Here is a 17136-nt window from a genome sequence, read left to right on the forward strand (position 1 = left end):
CGCTCCGCGCCGAGGGGGCGACGAGCGACGTCGAGCGGGCGCGAGCGACGCGAGCCGACCGAGACCGACCGCGGACGCCGGCACCGACCGTAACAAATTCGAACGATTATGACGGTCTCGACGCGACTGGGCCGGATTTAAGTAGTTGCGGCTCGCTTTTTTCGAACATGAGTAAATCGTATCTGGACGCGGGCGAGGACGTGAGCGACGACGAGGTCGTGCGGGTGGGGCTCAACGGCTTCGGTCGCATCGGGCGCAACGTGTTCCGCGCGGTGTTAGAGAGCCCGCGGATCGAGCTCGCCGGGATCAACGACGTGATGGACTTCGACGACATGGGGTACCTCGCGAAGTACGACACCGTCATGGGCCGGCTCGACGACGTCGAGCGCGACGGCGACGAGCTGACGATCGGCGGCACGTCGGTCCCGCTGTTCAACGTCCAGGACCCCGCCGACCTCCCGTGGGACGAGCTCGACGTCGACGTCGCCTTGGAGTGTACGGGCATCTTCCGCACCCGCGACGACGCGAGCGCGCACCTCGACGGCGGCGCCGACACCGTGATCATCTCGGCGCCCCCGAAGGGCGACAAGCCGGTCAAACAGCTCGTCTACGGCGTCAACCACGACGAGTACGAGGGCGACGACGTGGTCTCGAACGCCTCCTGCACCACGAACTCCATCACGCCGGTCGCGAAGGTACTGGACGACGAGTTCGGCATCGACGCCGGCACCCTCACCACCGTCCACGCGTACACCGGCTCGCAGGCCCTCATCGACGGCCCGATGAGCAAGCGCCGCCGCGGCCGCGCGGCCGCCGAGAACATCGTCCCCACCTCGACCGGCGCCGCGGGCGCCGCCCAGGAGGTCCTCCCGCAGCTCGAGGGTAAGATCGACGGGATGGCGATGCGCGTCCCGGTCCCGACCGGCTCGCTCACCGAGTTCGTCGTCAGCCTCGACGAGACGGTCACCGCGGACGAGGTCAACGCCGCCTTCCGCGACGCCGCGGACTCCGGCCCGCTCGCGGGCGTCCTCGGCTACACCGACGACGAGGTCGTCTCCTCGGACATCGTCGGCCTCCCCTTCTCCAGCTACGTCGACCTCCAGTCGACGAACGTCATCGCCGGCGGGAAGCTGCTGAAGATCCTCACCTGGTACGACAACGAGTACGGCTTCTCGAACCGGATGCTCGACATGGCCGCGTACGTTCACGACGAGGCCTGAACGCGGGACAGCTGGCGACGACCAGCCCCGACACCCGGGCGGCAACGCTCCCCCGGAGCGCCACCGCTTAACTATCTCATCGACGACCACTCACCCATGCCCACCTTCGACACCATCGACGACCTCCCGGCAGACAAACGCGTCCTCGTTCGGCTCGACCTCAACTCCCCGATCGAGGACGGCGAACCGCAGGACAACCGCCGGTTCGAGCGCCACGCGGAGACGGTCCGCGAGCTGGCCGACGCCGGCCACCGCGTCGTGCTCATGGCCCACCAGGGTCGCCCCGGCCGCGACGACTTCACCTCGCTCGCCGGCCACGCGGAGATCCTCGCCGACCACGTCGGCCGCGACGTGGGGTTCGTGGCCGACACGTACGGCGACGAGGCGTTGGCGGCGATCGACGCGCTCGAAGCGGGCGAAATCCTCCTCTTGGAGAACACCCGGATGTGCGAGGACGAGCTCCCCGAGGCGTCGCCCGAGGAGAAGGCGGAGACGGCGTTCGTCGAGACCTTGGCCCCCCACTTCGACGCGTACGTCAACGACGCCTACTCGGCGGCGCATCGGAAGCACGCCTCGCTGGTCGGCTTCCCGCTCGCGCTCCCCGCGTACGCGGGGCGCGTGATGGAGACGGAGTACGAGGCCAACACCGCCATCGCGACCCGCGAGTTCGACGGCCCCGTCACGATGGTCGTCGGCGGAACGAAGGCGACCGACGTGATCGGCGTGATGGACGCCTTAGACGAGACGGTCGACCGCTTCCTCCTCGGCGGCGTCGCGGGCGAGCTCTTCCTCCGCGCCGCGGGCCACCCGGTCGGACACGATGTCGGCGAGATGGACCTGTTCGACGAGCAGTGGAAGAAGAATCAGGAGCTGATCGAGTCGGTTCTCGACGAGCGGGGCGACGCGATCCGCCTCGCGAGCGACCTCGCGTACGAGGGCGACGACGGCGAGCGAGCCGAGGTCGCCGTCGGCGACATCGACGAGAAGGCGACGGGCTACCTCGACGTGGGCGCCGCGACGGTCGCGGACTACGAGCCCGCGATCCGCGAGTCCGACGCCGTCTTCGTGAAGGGCGCGCTCGGCGTCTTCGAGGACGAGCGGTTCGCCGACGGCACCGTCGGCGTCCTCGAAGCCATCGCCGAGACCGACTGCTTCTCGGTCGTCGGCGGCGGCGACACCTCGCGGGCCATCGAGATGTACGGCCTCAGCGAGGAGGACTTCTCGCACGTCTCCATCGCGGGCGGGGCGTACATCCGGGCGTTGACGGGCGAGCCGCTCCCGGCGGTGGAGGTGCTGGAGGCGGCGGCGAAGCGGCAGTAGAAGGGCGGAATCGATCTCAGAGCGGGGCGGGCGTTCGATTCGATCCGGGCGATCGGGTTACGGAGAATCGAGGAGAAAGCCTCGCGCTTTAGCGCGGGGATGAATCCGACACTACCCTTCACAGTCCGCCGTTCGATGGCACGGCTGGATATTCCACGCTGAGCAAATACACAGCTTCAAGTAAGTTTGTCTACATAGGTTACGTATGGCGAAACAGGTCGTTACCCGCACCTACACCGCTTCCATACGGAACCAGTCGCGGGTACAAGACGACCTTGATTCGCTCGGGTTCGCAGCCAGTAAGCTCTGGAACGTCGGACGGTGGACGTGTAGTCGGATCTGGGATGAAATCGATCACATCCCGAACCACAACGAACTCACCACGTACCTCAAAACCCACGAACGCTATGATGACCTGCATTCGCAGTCAAGTCAGCGAGTCCTTCAAGAACTCGCTGAGGCGTTCAACGGCTGGTACGGCAAACGACGTAACGGAGACACGAGAGCGAACCCGCCCGGCTACCGTAAACACGGCGACGAACACCCGCGTTCCACAGTCACGTTCAAAGCCGCTGGCTTCAAACTCGACACCCAGTACAACCGCGTCCGACTCTCAAAAGGATCGAACCTGAAAGAGTACTGGTCGGATTTTGTCCTGTGTAAGTACCAAACTCGCCCCGACGTTGACCTCTCCGCCGTGGAGAACGTCCAACAAGCCAAGATTGTGTGGACGGGCGACGAATGGGAACTACACTTCGTCTGTAAGGTCGAGATCGACGTGGATGAAGCCCCCGGTGAGAAGACGGTGGGTGTTGATCTCGGTATTAACAACTTTGCCGCGCTCGCGTATGAAGACGGTCACAGCGAGCTGTACCCGCTGAACTGCTTGAAACAGGACGACTACTACTTCAGCAAGCGAATTGCTCGGTGTGACGACTCGAATTCCGATCAGGCCACCCGGCTGAACCAGAAGAAGTCGGCCCGCCGCACCTACTACTTCCACACCCTCTCGAAACATATTGTCCAGCGGTGTGTTGACGAGGAAGTTGGAACTATCGTGGTGGGAGATCTCTCCGGCATCCGTGAGGATGAGGAGAACGCCGAGTCAAAGGACTGGGGCATGCACGGGAATCTTGATCTGCACTCGTGGGCATTCGACCGTTTCACAGACCTTCTCGAATACAAAGCCGAAATGGAAGGTGTCACGGTTGAACAAGTGTCTGAGCGGGATACCTCGAAGTCGTGTTCGTGCTGTGGCCGGAAGTGTGACGCGAACCGTGTTGAACGTGGACTGTATGTCTGCGATGAGTGCGGGACAGTGGCGAACGCGGACGTGAACGGTGCTGAGAACATTCGGCAGAAAGTATCTCCAAGTCCCGCCACGGATGGCGGTGATAGGAGTAACGGCTGGTTGGCACAGCCATCGACGTTCTTGTTTGACAAGGAAACTGGTGCGTTTGTACCTCAAGAACAGGTCACGTCGTAAACCACAATATCCCAACCCAGCGGTGCGGTGCCGTGGGAATCCTCGCGCTTCAGCGCGGGGAGGATGTCAATCCTTGACGTCGAGGTCGAACTGCTCGTTTTCCGTGACCGCGTTGAGGACGACGCTCGTGTTCGACTCGCGGATGTCCGCGTCCGTGAGGATCGATTTGATCTGGTCGTTCATCCCGTCCGTGTCGGTGAACTTCCCGATGGCGATCACGTCGTAGTCGCCGGTGACCTCGTAGACGCTCACCATCTGTTTCTCTTGGCGCAGCTTCTCGGTGACGTCCGGCAGCGCGCTCCCCTCCACTTTGAGCTGGAGCACGGCCGTCACGTCGTAGCCGAGCTTGTCGTAGTCGACGACGGGGGTGTACCCCCGGATCACGCCCTCCTCTTCGAGGTCGCGGAGGTGGTTCGAGACGGTCGTCACCGAGACGTCGAGCTCGTCGCCCAGGCTTCGGAGGCTCGCGCGGCCGTTGCTGAGCAGCGAGTTGATAAGCTTCGCGTCGAGGTTTTCGTACGTCATCACACCCAACCACGCTTTCGGGGGTTTAGAATTTTACGAACGTCCAGCAGTTTTGCCTGTCCGGCGGTTCATGCGCCAAGCGATAAGGCCTTTATACTGGCAGATAAGGAATGAAGCGTCCAGAACATGACGGACGAACACGCGAAACCGGACGGCGGCCTCACGGCCGAGGAACAGGCGGTACTCGACGAGATCGAGGAAGAGAACGTCGACTTCCTGCGGCTCCAGTTCACCGACATTCTCGGCGTCGTGAAGAACGTCTCCGTCCCCGCCCATCAGGCGGAGAAGGCGTTCACCGAGGGTATCTACTTCGACGGCTCCTCCATCGAGGGGTTCGTGCGCATCCAGGAGTCGGACATGCGGCTCGTCCCCGACCCCGACACGTTCGCGGTGCTCCCGTGGCGCAGCGGCGAGGACGGCTCCGCGGCCGCGCGCCTCATCTGTGACATCGTCGACACCGACGGCGAACCGTTCGTCGGCGGGCCGCGCCAGGTGTTGAAGAGCGTCCTCGAAGAGGCCGAGGAGATGGGGTACTCCGTCTCGATCGGTCCCGAGCCCGAATTCTTCCTCTTCAAGACCGACGACGAGGGGAACGCGACGACGACCCCCCACGACAACGGCGGCTACTTCGACCTCGCGCCGAAGGACCTCGCGTCCGACGTGCGCAAGGAGATCATCTTCACCTTAGAGGAGATGGGCTTCGAGATCGAGGCCTCCCACCACGAGGTCGCCGAGGGCCAACACGAGATCAACTTCAAGTACGACGACGCGCTCACGACCGCGGACAACATCGCGACGTTCCGCGCCGTCGTCCGCGCGGTCGCCGCACAGCACGACCTCCACGCGACGTTCATGCCCAAGCCCATCGCCGACATCAACGGCTCGGGCATGCACAGCCACATCTCGCTGTTCGACGAGGACGGCAACGCGTTCGCCGACGACTCGGACGAGTTCAACCTCAGCGAGACGGCCTACGAGTTCATGGGCGGCATCTTAGAGCACGCCCCCGCGTTCACGGCCGTGACGAACCCGACCGTGAACTCCTACAAGCGCCTGGTGCCCGGCTACGAGGCGCCAATCTACGTCGCGTGGTCCGACACGAACCGCTCGGCGCTCGTCCGCGTGCCGGACGCCGCGGGCGTCTCCGCGCGCTTCGAGGTCCGCAGCCCCGACCCGTCCTGTAACCCCTACCTCGGCATGGCGTCGCTCATCGCCGCCGGCCTCGACGGGATCAAGACCGGCGCCGACCCCGGCGACCCGGTCCGCGAGGACATCTACGAGTTCGACGACGCGAAGCGTCAGGAGTACGGCATCGAGACGCTCCCGCCGAACCTCGGCAAGGCCGTCGAGGAGTTAGAGGAAGACGAGGTGCTGCAGGAGGCGCTCGGCCCCCACACCTCCGAGAAGTTCGCCGAGGCGAAGTCCCAGGAGTTCAGCGAGTACCTCACCCAGGTGTCGCAGTGGGAGGAGGACCGCTACCTGGAGACCTTCTGAGGCGACCGCGCGGCCCGACGTTTCGATTTCTTTCGGTCTTCTATCGTGCCGTCCGGTTTCGCCCTGTTGCGCGTTTTTCGAGTGAGAGCGCTTCGTCTCCCAGAGAGCGTGTGAACTCGCGACCGATCGATTGCGGGAGTGCGTGTAATACGTCGTGAGTGAAACCATTTATAAATCAGAGTGCGGTGTTGCTGTCGGCTTTTTATAAGCGATCGACGCTGCTGGGATGGCGATCTTCAAAGCCCCAGTCGCGACGGCTCGCGCGCCTTGCTGCGCTCCTCGCTCGGTCGCTGTTGCTCCCTCGCTGCGGTGCTTGCTGCGGCGTGCTTCGCCCTCGCGACTGCCCCTTTGAGTCCCACCCCACACCGCTCAGCACCGCAACCTCACACCTCCCCAGCCTCGCGGTTCGCGCTCTCCGAGCGCTCACCGCGTCCAGCGAGAATCGAAGATTCTCTGGCAGCCGGCGCGTAGCGCCGGCGACCTCGCGGGCTGGCTCGCGGCCGCCGATGGCGGCCGCTCGCAGGCGCGCCACCGCCTGCCATTTATAAACGACCGTCGTCGCCGCTGGCGACTATTTAAATACCGAATCGCTGCTACCGATCTGTGATACTCACTCCCGGTATCGATCGCGTTCGTACGAACTGCGAAAAATCGCGCCGCAAGCGCTTTTACCGTCAGTTCGGTCCGTCTAACACTCCGACCAGCCGCACGACTCGCACGTCTTGCAGCCCTCGGAGTAGTAGAGGTTCATGCCGCCGCACTCGGGGCACTCGGGCGACTCGCCCGCCGCGATGAGCTCCTGGGTCGAGTCGTCGGCGCCGGCGGCGTCGTCTTCCGCTGCCGGGCCGGGGGCGTCCGCGCTCGGGGCGTCGGTCGCCGTGCCGGCGTCGACCGCGCCGCCGTCGGTCTGGCTCGGGGGGCTCGCGCCCGCCGCGGACTCCTCGACGTCGTCGAGGCTCTGCTGTTGGGGAATCCCCTTGTCGACGTCGTCGTCGAGGTAGCGCCGGAGCGCGGTGCCGATGGCGTCCGGGATCGACTGGATCTGCTCGCCTTTGTCCCAGGCGACCTTCGGGCTCCGGGTGCCCTGGAGCTCGTCGACGATCTCCTCGGGGTCGACGCCCGAGCGGAGCGCCGTCGAGATGACCTTCGCGAGCGCCTCCGTGAAGGAGTTGGTGTAGCCGCCGGAGTGGCCGATGTTCGCGAACAGCTCGAACGGCAGCCCGTTCTCGTCCTCGTTGATGGTGACGTACAGCTTGCCGTAGCCCGTCTCGACGCGCTGGGTGACCCCGTTCAGGGAGTCGGGGCGCGGGCTGCGCTCGCTGTAGTCGATCCGGGGCTGCTCCGTCGTTTCGAGCAGGTCCGAGATCTCCGCGTCGATCGCGGCCTGAACGTCCTCGTTGTCGAGGAACGCGTCGACACCGCCGAACACCTCGTTGATCTGTTCGACGATCGTCTCGGCGGCCTCGCTCTCGTCGGCGAACTCCGCGTTCTGCGCGCGCGTCGTGAGCACCTGCTTCGAGCGGGTGCCGTCGCGGTAGTAGGTGACGCCCTTCCCGCCGTTCTCGTAGATGTACTCGAAGACCTCCTTGGCGTCGCCCAGCGTGGAGTCGTTGGGCGCGTTCACGGTCTTCGAGATGGCGGAGTCGACGCCCTTCTGACAGGCGACCTGGACGCCGGCGTGGTCCTTCGCGGAGAGGTCGCCGGTGACGACGAACAGCTCACCGATCGCGTCCGGAACGGTGTCGAGCCCCTCGACGCCGTCGAACTCGTTGGTCGCCATCTGCTCTTGGGCCTCCTCCTTGACGGCGTCGACGTCGACGTCGTTGGCCTCCAAGGTACGCAGGAAGTAGTCGTCGAACTCGACGAGCATCTCGTCGCCCTGAACGTCGTCGGAGACGTTCTTGTAGTAGGCGACGTTGTAGATGGGCTCACAGCCCCCGGTCGTGTTGCCGATCATCGACGTCGTGCCCGTGGGGGCGATCGTCGTCGTGTTGTGGTTGCGGATCGGGAAGCCGTCCGCCCACTCGTCGGCGTCGAGCCCGGTGTAGTGCTCGAACCAGTCGCGGTGTTCGGTCGGGTTCGCGTACTTCGAGTCCGCCCAGTCGTTGAAGGTGCCGCGCTCCTCGGCGAGCTCGTGGGAGGCGAGCTTCGACTGGTGGTTGATGTGGGTCATCAGTTGCCGGGCGATCTCGTTGCCCGACTCGGAGCCGTAGCGGACGCCGAGCTGGACGTACAGCTGCGCGAGCCCCATGATCCCGAGCCCGATCTTCCGCATGTCGCGGACCTTCTCTTCGATCTCGTCGACCGGGAAGTCGGACATCGTGACGACGTTCTCGAGGAAGCGGGTGCCGTACGCGATCCGCTCTTCGAACTCCTCGAAGTCGATCGCCTCCTCGAGGAACGCCTCGACCGCGGCGGCCTCGGAGTCGTACTCGTCGGCGTGCTCGTCGGACCAGACGCGCCAGTCGGGGGCGTCGAGGTCCGCGAGCGTCGAGAGGTTGATGTGGCCGAGGTTACAGGCCTCGTACTCCTCCAACGGCTGCTCACCGCAGGGATTTGTTGCGAGGATTCTGTGGCTTGGATTTTCCTCCACATCGAAGGAATGTTCTTTGTTGATCCGTTCGAGGTAGACGACGCCCGGCTCCCCGTTCTCGTGGGCGCCCTCGATCATGTGGTCCCAGATCTCGGCCGCGGGGACGGAGAGCTCCTCGCCCACCTCGACGTGGTCGCCGAGGCCGAACATGTCGTAGAGCTCCTTCGTCTCCGGGGTGGCGACGTGGGGCTCCTCGGTGCGGGGGTTGGTGAAGGTGAACTCCTCGTCGTTCTCCAACGCATCCATGAAGTCGTCCGTGACGCCGACGCTGATGTTGAAGTTCGAGAGGTGGCCCTCCACCGCGTTCCGGAGGTGTTCCGGCACCTTCCCGTCCTCGTCGATGAGCTCGCGGGCCTCCTCCAAGGCGTCCGCGAAAGAGTTGTGCGTGAAGTCGTCGGGGTCGTTCAGGCGTAGCGAGTGGGCTAAGGAGACGTCCTTGTTCTTCGCGTGGATGAACTGGATGACGTCCGGGTGCGAGATGCGCATGACGCCCATCTGGGCGCCGCGGCGCGCGCCGCCCTGCGCGATCGTCTCGCACATCTGGTCGAACGTCCGCATGAACGTGATCGGCCCGGAAGCGATGCCGCCGGTGGAGCCGACGGAGTCGCCGTAGGGGCGGAGCTTCCAGAACGCGTACCCCATGCCGCCGCCGGACTGGAACACCTCGGCCGCCTCCTTGGCGGTCTGGTGGATGTCGGTGATGTCGTCGCCCGGCGAGTCGACGAAGCAGGCGGAGAGCTGTTGGAGCTCGTCGCCCGCGTTCATCAGGGTGGGGGAGTTCGGCATGAAGGAGAGCGACTCCATCCCCTGCCGGAACGTCTCGGCGGTCGCCTCGACGTGGTCGCGCACGCTCTCGGGAAGCTCGGGAACGACGGTCTCGTACGCGAACTTGTTGACGTTGTGGGCGGTGAGCGTCGTCTCCGCGTCGTCCTGCGCGGTCGTGCCCGCGCCGAAGACCTCCTCGGCGAGCTCGTCGCGCCGGGGGTGGTCGGGCTTCAGCTGGTCGGGCGTGACCGTGACCTCGACGCCCTGCTTTTCGGCCTCGAAGACGGCCTCCGCGAGCGCGACGTTGCGCGCGACGCGGTCGAACAGCTCCTCCTGATCTTCGTCCGGCTCGCCGTCCGCGTTCTTCCGGAGGTAGCGCGCAGGCAGGATGTTGTGGTAGGCGTTGCCCGTGAGGCGCTCCTCCATGGTGTCACCCGTGGTTCGTTTGATCGGCAGTTCGACTCCGTCGGCGGAGACGCCGTCGCTGCTCATTCGGCGGCCACCCCGCTGGTTTGGCGTGGGATATGGATCATCTGTAGTGTTGGTGTACTGGCGAGGCGGGCCCTTGTAGGTTCGGATGTTCGGACCCGCCCGGCATCTACGTGTCCGATTCGGTATGTAACGTCGGTCAGGCGCGTCTGACGCTGAATCCGGTACGTCGGTACAAAAAGGGCTCCGGACACATAAGCGTAGGTAGACCGGAGTGAAACTGATCTCCAACCGGCCAAACCGCTGTACGAGAGCGGTCTCCAACCGGAACAGAAGGGGGGTTGCTGGGCGGTGATTCCTCCGTCGATATCCGGCGCTGGCCTCCCCGCGCTCGTCGCCTCGCCGCGTGCGCGTCCGGACTCCGCGCAGTTCTTGCCGCGGATATATCAAAATTCGATAACTGGATCCGCCCTCGTCCCACAAGCTTATGCCCGGCGTCGCCGTGGGGCCGGACATGACCGCATCATCGCTCGCGCTCGCGGGGCTCGTCGCGCCGGCACAGGCCGCGCTGCTCGGCAGTCAGGTCGGCCAGCTGCTGGTCGCGCTGGTCGCCGTCGCGCTGATCATCGTCGTCGGCAAGTTCGTGCTGAAGCTCGCGTGGCGGCTCGTCACGATCGGGATCGTCGTCGTCGCCGCGTTCTACCTGCTGTCGGCGATCGGACTGATCTAAGGACTGATCGAAAAAACGCGGCCGCGAAGCCGGGAGTGCGCCTTACTGGAACGCCGCGCCCGGTTCGGCCTCGTCGCGGTTGACCTCCGACCGCTGGAACTGCTTTTCTATCTCCTCGTACCGCTCGCGCGTTTCGGGGGTGACGCTCGGGTTCACCTCGTTCAGCGCGTCCTCGAAGTGCGCCATCGTCACGCGGACGTTGCCGACGGACTCGCCGACCTCCTCGCGCGTGACGCTGCCGATGAACTCCCGGGAGGCGTTCATCGACGCCTCGCGGGCGACCGCCTCGATGTCGGCGCCCACGTACCCCTCGGTCTTGCGGGCCAGCGCGTCGAGGTCGACGTCGTCGGCCAGCGGCTTGTTCCGCGTGTGGACCTCGAAGATCCGGCGGCGGGCCGTCTCGTCGGGGACGGGCACGTGGACGTGCCGGTCTAAGCGGCCGGGACGCAGCAGCGCCGAGTCGATGAGGTCCGGGCGGTTCGTCGTCGCGATGACGACGACGTCCTCCAGCGACTCGAGCCCGTCGAGCTCCGTCAGCAGCTGGGAGACGACGCGCTCGCCGACGCCGGAGTCGCCGGAGTTCTTCCCGCGCTCGGTCGCGATCGAGTCGATCTCGTCGAAGAACACGATCGTCGGCGCGTTCTCGCGAGCCTTGCTGAACACCTCGCGGACGCCCTTCTCGGACTCGCCCACGTACTTGTTCAGCAGCTCGGGCCCCTTGATCGAGATGAAGTTCGACTCGCTCTCGTTGGCGACGGCCTTCGCGAGCAGGGTCTTCCCCGTGCCCGGCGGGCCGTACATCAGGACGCCCTTCGCGGCCTGCATGTCGAGCTCCTCGAACACCTCGGGGTACTCTAAGGGCCACTGGATCGTCTCGCGGAGCCGCTCTTTGGTGCCCTCGAGGCCGCCCACGTCGTCCCAGGTGACGTCGGGGACCTCCACGAACACCTCGCGCAGCGCGGAGGGTTCGATCCCCTTGATCGCCTCCTTGAAGTCCGCCTCGGTCACCTGAATGCTGTTCAGCACGTCGGCGTCGATCTCGTCGCTCTCTAAGTCGATCTCCGGCCGGATACGCCGCAGCGCGTGCATCGCGGACTCCTTCGCCAGCGACTCGAGGTCGGCCCCGACGAAGCCGTGGGTGTTCTCGGCGTACTCGTCGAGGTCGACCCCGTCGGTCAGCGGCATGTTCCGCGTGTGGACCTGCAGGATCTCCTTGCGGCCGTCGCGGTCGGGGACGCCGACCTCGATCTCGCGGTCGAAGCGGCCGCCCCGTCGGAGCGCCTGGTCGATGGCGTCGACGCGGTTCGTCGCCCCGATGACGACGACCTCGCCGCGCTCCTCGAGCCCGTCCATCAGCGAGAGGAGCTGGGCCACGACGCGGCGCTCCACGTCGCCGCCGGCCTCCTCGCGCTTGGGCGCGATGGAGTCCAGCTCGTCCATGAAGATGATCGACGGCGACTCCTCGGCCGCCTCCTCGAACACCTCGCGGAGCTGCTCTTCGCTCTCGCCGTAGTACTTCGACATGATCTCCGGGCCGGAGATCGTGTGGAAGTTCGCGTCGATCTCGTTGGCGACCGCCTTCGCGATCAGCGTCTTCCCCGTGCCCGGCGGGCCGTGGAGCAGCACGCCCTTCGGCGGGTCGATGCCGAGGCGCTTGAACAGCTCCGGGTGCCGCATCGGCAGCTCGATCATCTCGCGGACCTGTTCGAGCTCGTCGTCGAGCCCGCCGATGTCCTCGTAGGTGACGTCGGGCCCCTCGCCGGTGCCGCCCGGGGCGTCGCCGCGGTCGGCGATCTCCTCGGCGGAGATCTCGGAGATGCTGATCTCCGTCTCGTCGGTGATGACGACCGTGCCGCTCGGGCTTGTCTCGGCGATCTTCATCGGGACGGCCTGCGACTGACCGCCCATCAGCCCGAAGCCGAGGGAGGTCCGGATCGTCTGTCCCTCGGTCACGGGCTGGCCGGAGAGCTTGTCGCGGATGAACGGGGCGATCTGGCCCCGCACCCGCAGTTGGCTCGGGAAGGCGATCGTCACCGCGTCTGCGCGGGAGACGTCGACGTCCTCGACGGTCACGCGGTCGTCGATCCCCACGTCGGCCTCCTGCCGGAGGCGGCCGTCGATGCGGATCACGCCGGTGCCGTCGTCCTCGGGGTAGCCGGGCCAGACCCGGGCGATCGCGGCCCCGTCGGCGCCCTCGACGCGGACGATGTCCCCGCCGGAGAGCCCGAGCTCGTCGGCCGCGACGCGGTCGATCGCCGCGAGGCGGCGGCCGGCGTCCTTCTGTTTCAGCGGCTTGACGGTGAGCTTCATCGCTCGCCCTCCACGGTGAGCACGCCGTTGTTCACGGCCGCGTCCGCGGCCGTTCCGGGCAGCTCGAACTCCGATTCGACCGGCCCGTCCGGTCCCTCCACGACAACGATCGCCGTCTCGCCGACGGTGTCGACGGTGACGGTCTCGTCGTCGACGCCGAGATCGGCGGCGACGACCCACTCGTCGTCGTACTCGTACCGACGCAGCAGCGCGCCGTCGCCGGTCGATCGGGTCTGTATGTGATTCATCCTAACTACGAGTTAGTCGCGTAGCTATTTAAACTTGACGCTCAAAATCGCACGACGTGAGTGTTTCTCTGTTCTATCGGTAGTGTAGCGGTTCGGATCCCATTGCCCCCGATCGGTCGCCGTCCGGCGGTCGGCGCCGCGTCGTGTCTCCCGTTCGGATCGCGGGCCCGTCTCCCGTTCGGATCGCGGGCCCGTCTCCCGTTCGGATCGCGGAGTGCCGACCGCAGTCCGACCCCTCGGGCGTTTATACCGCTCGGCGCCGAACCGCCGGCCATGGAACGGGTCACCCACGACGGCCGGGCGACGGCGTCCCGCCGCTTCGACCGCGGCGGCGACGGGCCGACGGTCTGTTTCGTCCACGGCAGCGGCGGCACGAAGGACGTCTGGAAGTCGCAGGCGCGCATCGCCGACCGGTTCCCCGGCGTCGCCGTCGACCTCTCCGGGCACGGCGACAGCGACGACGTCTCGACGCCCGCGGGCCGCGAGACGCTCGACGCGTACGCCGACGACGTCGTCGCGGTCGCGGAGGCGACGGACGCGACCGTCCTCTGCGGGAACTCGCTCGGCGGCGCGGTCGCGCTGTGGATCGCCTTAGAGCGCGACCTCGCGCTCGACGGCCTCGTCCTCGCGGGCACGGGCGCGAAGCTCGCGGTGGCCGAGCCCCTCCGCGACGCGCTCGCCGGCGACTTCGACCGGGCGGTCTCGCTGCTCCACGAGCCGGACCGGCTGTTCCACGACGCGCCCGCCGAGTACGTCGAGCTCTCGGAGGCGGCGATGCGCGCGTGCGGCCGGGAAGTCACCGAACGCGACTTCCTGACGTGCCACCGCTTCGACGTCCGGGACCGCCTCGACGCGGTCGACGTCCCGGCGCTCGCGCTCGTCGGCGCGCACGACGGGCTCACGCCGCCGGCGTACCACGAGTACCTCGCCGAGGAGATCCCGGACGGGGAGTGGACCGAGCTCCCGGACGCCGCGCACCTCGCGATGCTCGAACGGCCGGCCGCGTTCAACGAGGCGCTTTCCGGGTTCCTCGACCGACTGTAGGGCGTCGACCGCGGCGACCGGCCCCGAAGCCGGTCGAGCCGCGGCGACCGCGCAGGTACCCTTTTAGGTCGCTCGCGCGTCGCGGGGGCACATGGTCGACAGCGACGAACGAGACGCGGACGCGGGTCGGACCGGCGACTCGGAGGAGCGGGCCGCCGCGGCGAACGCGCCCGGCAACCCCGACATCGAGGACCTGCTCGCGAAGCTCGACGCCTTGAGCGACACCGTCGACGAGGACCACGAGCGCGAGAAGGTCAGACAGACCATCTCGCTCGTCGAGCGGATGCCCGGGACCGGCGCGCTCGCCGAGCGGATCACCAAGTACACCTCCCGGGACTTGGCCGAGTCGTTCGTCGGGGCGGTGCTGTTCGCGCTCCCGCTGCTCGTCGAGGGCGGCGTCTTCGAGATAGCCGCCTGGTTCGCCGCGACGACCGTCGCCGGCGTCCCGGTCCTGTTGATCGGCCACGTCGGGTTCATCTTCATCGCGACCGCCGGGCTCCTCTACTTTGCCGACTTCCGGCAGATCACGATCCGACACCCGATCTTCGGGCTCATCCCCCGCCGGTACGCCGGGGTCCTCCTCGTATCGCTGGTCACGTCGTCGACCATGCTGCTGTTCTGGGGCCGGCTCCACGAGGGGGACCCGACCGCGCTCGAACGGCTCGGTCGGATCGCGGTCGTCTGGGCCGCGGCCGCGTTCGGCGCGGGACTGGGTGACATCCTCCCGGGCGAGTCGCAGGGCGAGGACCTCGGGAAGTTCGACCTCGACATCGGCGACGACGACTGAGCCGCGGCCGGCGACCGCGAACGGCAAGCCGACTCGACGCCCGCCCGCGACCGCGTTTGCCCGCCTCGGCTCCCGCGAGCGGACCCCGTTTTTCCACAGCTTTTTCGCTGCGGCGACCCTACCTGTATCCATGTCAGCGCTACGCGACGCGCTCCGGGACCTCCCGGACGCGGTGTTTGCGGACCTACTCGAGTCGGACGAGGGGTACGTCCTCGTCGTCGACCTCCCGGGCGCGACCGCCGAGACCACCGAGGTGCTCGTCGAAGACGGGCGCATCGACATCGAGGGGCGCCGCGAGAAGGCCGTCCCCGAGGGGTTCGAGTACGTCCGCGAGGACCGCCCGCTGTTCCTCGACGCGGAGCTCCCCCTCCCGAGCGACGCCGACGGCGCGGGCGCAGACGCCGAGATCGACCGCGGCGTCCTCGAGATCTCGCTGCCGAAGCGGGAGCGCGAGGTCTCCCGGACCATCCCCGTCGACGACGCGGACGACGAGGGCGACGCCTGACGGGTGGTCACGCTGGTCAACCTTCGCGCCTACTGGCGGTTCGTCGTCGTCCTGCGGCAGTTCTCGCCGCTCATCGTCGCGTACTGGCGTGACAGCCGCCGCTACTTCCTGTTCGGCGGGAGCCGCGAGGTCGACGCCGAGACGCAGCGCGAGCGCGCGGCGGTACTGCTCGACATCCTGCTCACCCTCGGCCCGACGTTCATCAAGCTCGGCCAGATCCTCTCGACGCGGCCGGACATCCTCCCGCCGGCGTACATCGAGGTGTTGGAGGGGCTCCAAGACGACGTGCCGCCCGCGCCGTGGGAGGAGTCGAAGGTCGTTCTCGAGGAGGAGTTCGGGCCGGTCGACGACACGTTCGACGACTTCGACCGCGACCCGATAAGCGGCGCGAGCCTCGGACAGGTGTACACCGCGGAGTACGAGGGGAACCCGGTTGCGGTGAAGGTGCGCCGCCCGGGAATCGAATCGCTCGTCGAGGCCGACCTCCGGACGATCCGCTGGTCGATCCCCCTCGTCAAGCGGTTCACCGGGGCGGGCCGGTCGTTCTCCTTAGAGAACCTCGCCGACGAGTTCGCCAAGACGATCCGCGAGGAGATGGACTACGAGCGCGAGCGGACGATGCTCGAGGAGATCCGCGGCAACTTCGGCGACGAGGACCGGATCCGGATCCCGGAGACGTACGAGTCCGTCTCCGGCCCGCGCGTACTCACGATGGAGTACGTCCCGGGCACGAAGATCAGCGACATCGACGCGCTCGACGAGGCGGGACACGACCGGACGCAGATCGCGGAGACGCTCCAGGAGGTGTACCTCCAGATGATAATCGAGGACGGCGTGTTCCACGCCGACCCCCACCCGGGGAACCTCGCGGTCGCGGACGACGGCGCCGTGATCTTCTACGACTTCGGGATGGCGGGCCGGGTCGACCCGTTCGTCCAGGAGAAGATCGTCGAGTTCTACGTCGCGGTCGCGCGGCAGGACATCGACGCCATCCTCGACACGCTGATCTCGATGGGGACGCTCTCGCCGGAGGCTGACCGCGAGGTGATGGGAAACGTGATGGAGCTGGCCATCGCGGACGCCAGCGGCGAGGACATCGAGCAGTACCAGGTGAACCAGATCATCGAGCAGGTGGAGTCGACCATCTACGAGTTCCCGCTGCGGCTCCCGCCGAACCTCGCCTTGGTCCTCCGCGTCGCTACCGTCGTCGAGGGGGTCTGTGTCACCTTGGACCCCGAGTTCGACTTCATCTCGACGGCGACCGACTACCTCCGCGAGGAGGGGTACTACGAGCAGACCGCCCGGGATCTCGCCGAGGACGCCGGCCGGCAGGTACAAAAGACCACCGAGGCGCTGTTCACCGTCCCGCCGAAGGCCGACGAGTTCCTCGACCGCGCCAACCGCGACGACCTCACCGTCAACGTCGTGTTGGAGGACGACACGAACGTCTTAGAGAAGCTGGCGATGCGGATCGCCTACTCCGTGCTGCTCGCCGTCGGCGTCCTCTCGGCGACGATCCTCTACTCGTTCGCGGACAACTGGCGGCTCGCGCTCGTCGTCCTCGCGTTGGCCGCGCCGCTCGCGATCGCCCTGTACCGGTCGTTCCGGAAGAAGCGCGGGCTCCGGACCACGCCCCAGTTCACCAGGCAGGGGATGAAGAACCAGCGCGACGACTGAGTC

General features: G+C 66.7%; 13 protein-coding genes. 9 read left to right on the forward strand and 4 right to left on the reverse strand.

Annotated elements, in window-relative coordinates:
* Positions 1 to 167 precede the first annotated feature (167 nt).
* The 3 genes from gap to J7656_RS03135 all read left to right on the forward strand — a co-directional run bounded on the left by gap (position 168) and on the right by J7656_RS03135 (position 4026).
* A complete protein-coding gene (gene gap / locus J7656_RS03125) occupies positions 168 to 1220 on the forward strand; it encodes a type I glyceraldehyde-3-phosphate dehydrogenase (RefSeq protein ID WP_017343841.1) in 1053 nt (350 codons plus the stop codon).
* 96 nt (positions 1221 to 1316) lie between these two features.
* Positions 1317 to 2540: a phosphoglycerate kinase gene (locus J7656_RS03130; RefSeq protein ID WP_211554066.1), complete on the forward strand. Its 1224-nt coding sequence runs from the start codon at positions 1317 to 1319 to the stop codon at positions 2538 to 2540.
* 205 nt (positions 2541 to 2745) lie between these two features.
* The gene (locus tag J7656_RS03135) at positions 2746 to 4026 is read left to right on the forward strand and encodes an RNA-guided endonuclease InsQ/TnpB family protein (protein ID WP_017343843.1); all 1281 of its coding nucleotides are present in this window, start codon (positions 2746 to 2748) and stop codon (positions 4024 to 4026) included.
* Between the two features lie 66 nt (positions 4027 to 4092).
* On the opposite strand, the gene lrp is transcribed toward J7656_RS03135, so the two are convergent.
* Positions 4093 to 4551, reverse strand: coding sequence for an HTH-type transcriptional regulator Lrp (gene lrp / locus J7656_RS03140; RefSeq protein ID WP_017343844.1), 459 nt, complete (start codon positions 4549 to 4551; stop codon positions 4093 to 4095).
* A 126-nt stretch (positions 4552 to 4677) separates the two neighbouring features.
* On the opposite strand from lrp, the gene glnA reads away from it, so the two are divergent.
* Positions 4678 to 6045, forward strand: coding sequence for a type I glutamate--ammonia ligase (gene glnA / locus J7656_RS03145; RefSeq protein ID WP_211554068.1), 1368 nt, complete (start codon positions 4678 to 4680; stop codon positions 6043 to 6045).
* 688 nt (positions 6046 to 6733) lie between these two features.
* Here glnA and J7656_RS03150 read toward each other — a convergent pair.
* On the reverse strand, positions 6734 to 9895 hold the full coding sequence (locus tag J7656_RS03150) for an adenosylcobalamin-dependent ribonucleoside-diphosphate reductase (protein ID WP_211554070.1): 3162 nt from the start codon (positions 9893 to 9895) through the stop codon (positions 6734 to 6736).
* A 424-nt stretch (positions 9896 to 10319) separates the two neighbouring features.
* Here J7656_RS03150 and J7656_RS03155 point away from each other — a divergent pair, with 424 nt between their 5' ends.
* Entirely contained in the window at positions 10320 to 10562 is a 243-nt protein-coding gene (locus J7656_RS03155) for a DUF8029 family protein (RefSeq protein WP_017343847.1), read from the forward strand.
* 42 nt (positions 10563 to 10604) lie between these two features.
* On the opposite strand, the gene J7656_RS03160 is transcribed toward J7656_RS03155, so the two are convergent.
* Together J7656_RS03160 and J7656_RS03165 are read right to left on the reverse strand one after the other, a co-directional pair.
* Entirely contained in the window at positions 10605 to 12872 is a 2268-nt protein-coding gene (locus J7656_RS03160; protein WP_017343848.1) for a CDC48 family AAA ATPase, read from the reverse strand.
* Positions 12869 to 13120 (reverse strand): Hsp20/alpha crystallin family protein, encoded by a 252-nt coding sequence (locus J7656_RS03165; protein ID WP_017343849.1) that lies wholly within the window; start codon positions 13118 to 13120, stop codon positions 12869 to 12871. The genes J7656_RS03160 and J7656_RS03165 overlap by 4 nt, the downstream gene beginning before the upstream one ends.
* A 273-nt stretch (positions 13121 to 13393) precedes the next feature.
* On the opposite strand from J7656_RS03165, the gene J7656_RS03170 reads away from it, so the two are divergent.
* The 4 genes from J7656_RS03170 to J7656_RS03185 all read left to right on the forward strand — a co-directional run bounded on the left by J7656_RS03170 (position 13394) and on the right by J7656_RS03185 (position 17133).
* Positions 13394 to 14164, forward strand: a complete 771-nt coding sequence (locus J7656_RS03170; RefSeq protein WP_017343850.1) for an alpha/beta fold hydrolase — start codon at positions 13394 to 13396, stop codon at positions 14162 to 14164.
* 91 nt (positions 14165 to 14255) lie between these two features.
* Positions 14256 to 14951 carry a DUF2391 family protein gene (locus J7656_RS03175; protein ID WP_211554072.1) on the forward strand — a complete coding sequence of 232 codons (696 nt, stop codon included), beginning with the start codon at positions 14256 to 14258 and terminating at the stop codon, positions 14949 to 14951.
* Positions 14952 to 15081: 130 nt separating this feature from the next.
* Positions 15082 to 15456: an Hsp20/alpha crystallin family protein gene (locus J7656_RS03180; protein WP_004597325.1), complete on the forward strand. Its 375-nt coding sequence runs from the start codon at positions 15082 to 15084 to the stop codon at positions 15454 to 15456.
* Positions 15457 to 15459: 3 nt separating this feature from the next.
* On the forward strand, positions 15460 to 17133 hold the full coding sequence (locus J7656_RS03185) for an ABC1 kinase family protein (protein WP_211554074.1): 1674 nt from the start codon (positions 15460 to 15462) through the stop codon (positions 17131 to 17133).
* The last annotated feature ends 3 nt before the right edge of the window (positions 17134 to 17136 follow it).

It is taken from the genome of Halorubrum ruber, from assembly GCF_018228765.1.
GTDB classification, from domain to species: domain Archaea; phylum Halobacteriota; class Halobacteria; order Halobacteriales; family Haloferacaceae; genus Halorubrum; species Halorubrum ruber.

Bases quoted from the DNA above. Each gene is read 5' to 3' on its own strand.
- gap (WP_017343841.1), top strand. From the start codon at position 168: ATGAGTAAATCGTATCTGGACGCGGGCGAGGACGTGAGCGACGACGAG.
- J7656_RS03130 (WP_211554066.1), top strand. From the start codon at position 1,317: ATGCCCACCTTCGACACCATCGACGACCTCCCGGCAGACAAACGCGTC.
- J7656_RS03135 (WP_017343843.1), top strand. From the start codon at position 2,746: ATGGCGAAACAGGTCGTTACCCGCACCTACACCGCTTCCATACGGAAC.
- lrp (WP_017343844.1), bottom strand. From the start codon at position 4,551: ATGACGTACGAAAACCTCGACGCGAAGCTTATCAACTCGCTGCTCAGC.
- glnA (WP_211554068.1), top strand. From the start codon at position 4,678: ATGACGGACGAACACGCGAAACCGGACGGCGGCCTCACGGCCGAGGAA.
- J7656_RS03150 (WP_211554070.1), bottom strand. From the start codon at position 9,895: ATGAGCAGCGACGGCGTCTCCGCCGACGGAGTCGAACTGCCGATCAAA.
- J7656_RS03155 (WP_017343847.1), top strand. From the start codon at position 10,320: ATGCCCGGCGTCGCCGTGGGGCCGGACATGACCGCATCATCGCTCGCG.
- J7656_RS03160 (WP_017343848.1), bottom strand. From the start codon at position 12,872: ATGAAGCTCACCGTCAAGCCGCTGAAACAGAAGGACGCCGGCCGCCGC.
- J7656_RS03165 (WP_017343849.1), bottom strand. From the start codon at position 13,120: ATGAATCACATACAGACCCGATCGACCGGCGACGGCGCGCTGCTGCGT.
- J7656_RS03170 (WP_017343850.1), top strand. From the start codon at position 13,394: ATGGAACGGGTCACCCACGACGGCCGGGCGACGGCGTCCCGCCGCTTC.
- J7656_RS03175 (WP_211554072.1), top strand. From the start codon at position 14,256: ATGGTCGACAGCGACGAACGAGACGCGGACGCGGGTCGGACCGGCGAC.
- J7656_RS03180 (WP_004597325.1), top strand. From the start codon at position 15,082: ATGTCAGCGCTACGCGACGCGCTCCGGGACCTCCCGGACGCGGTGTTT.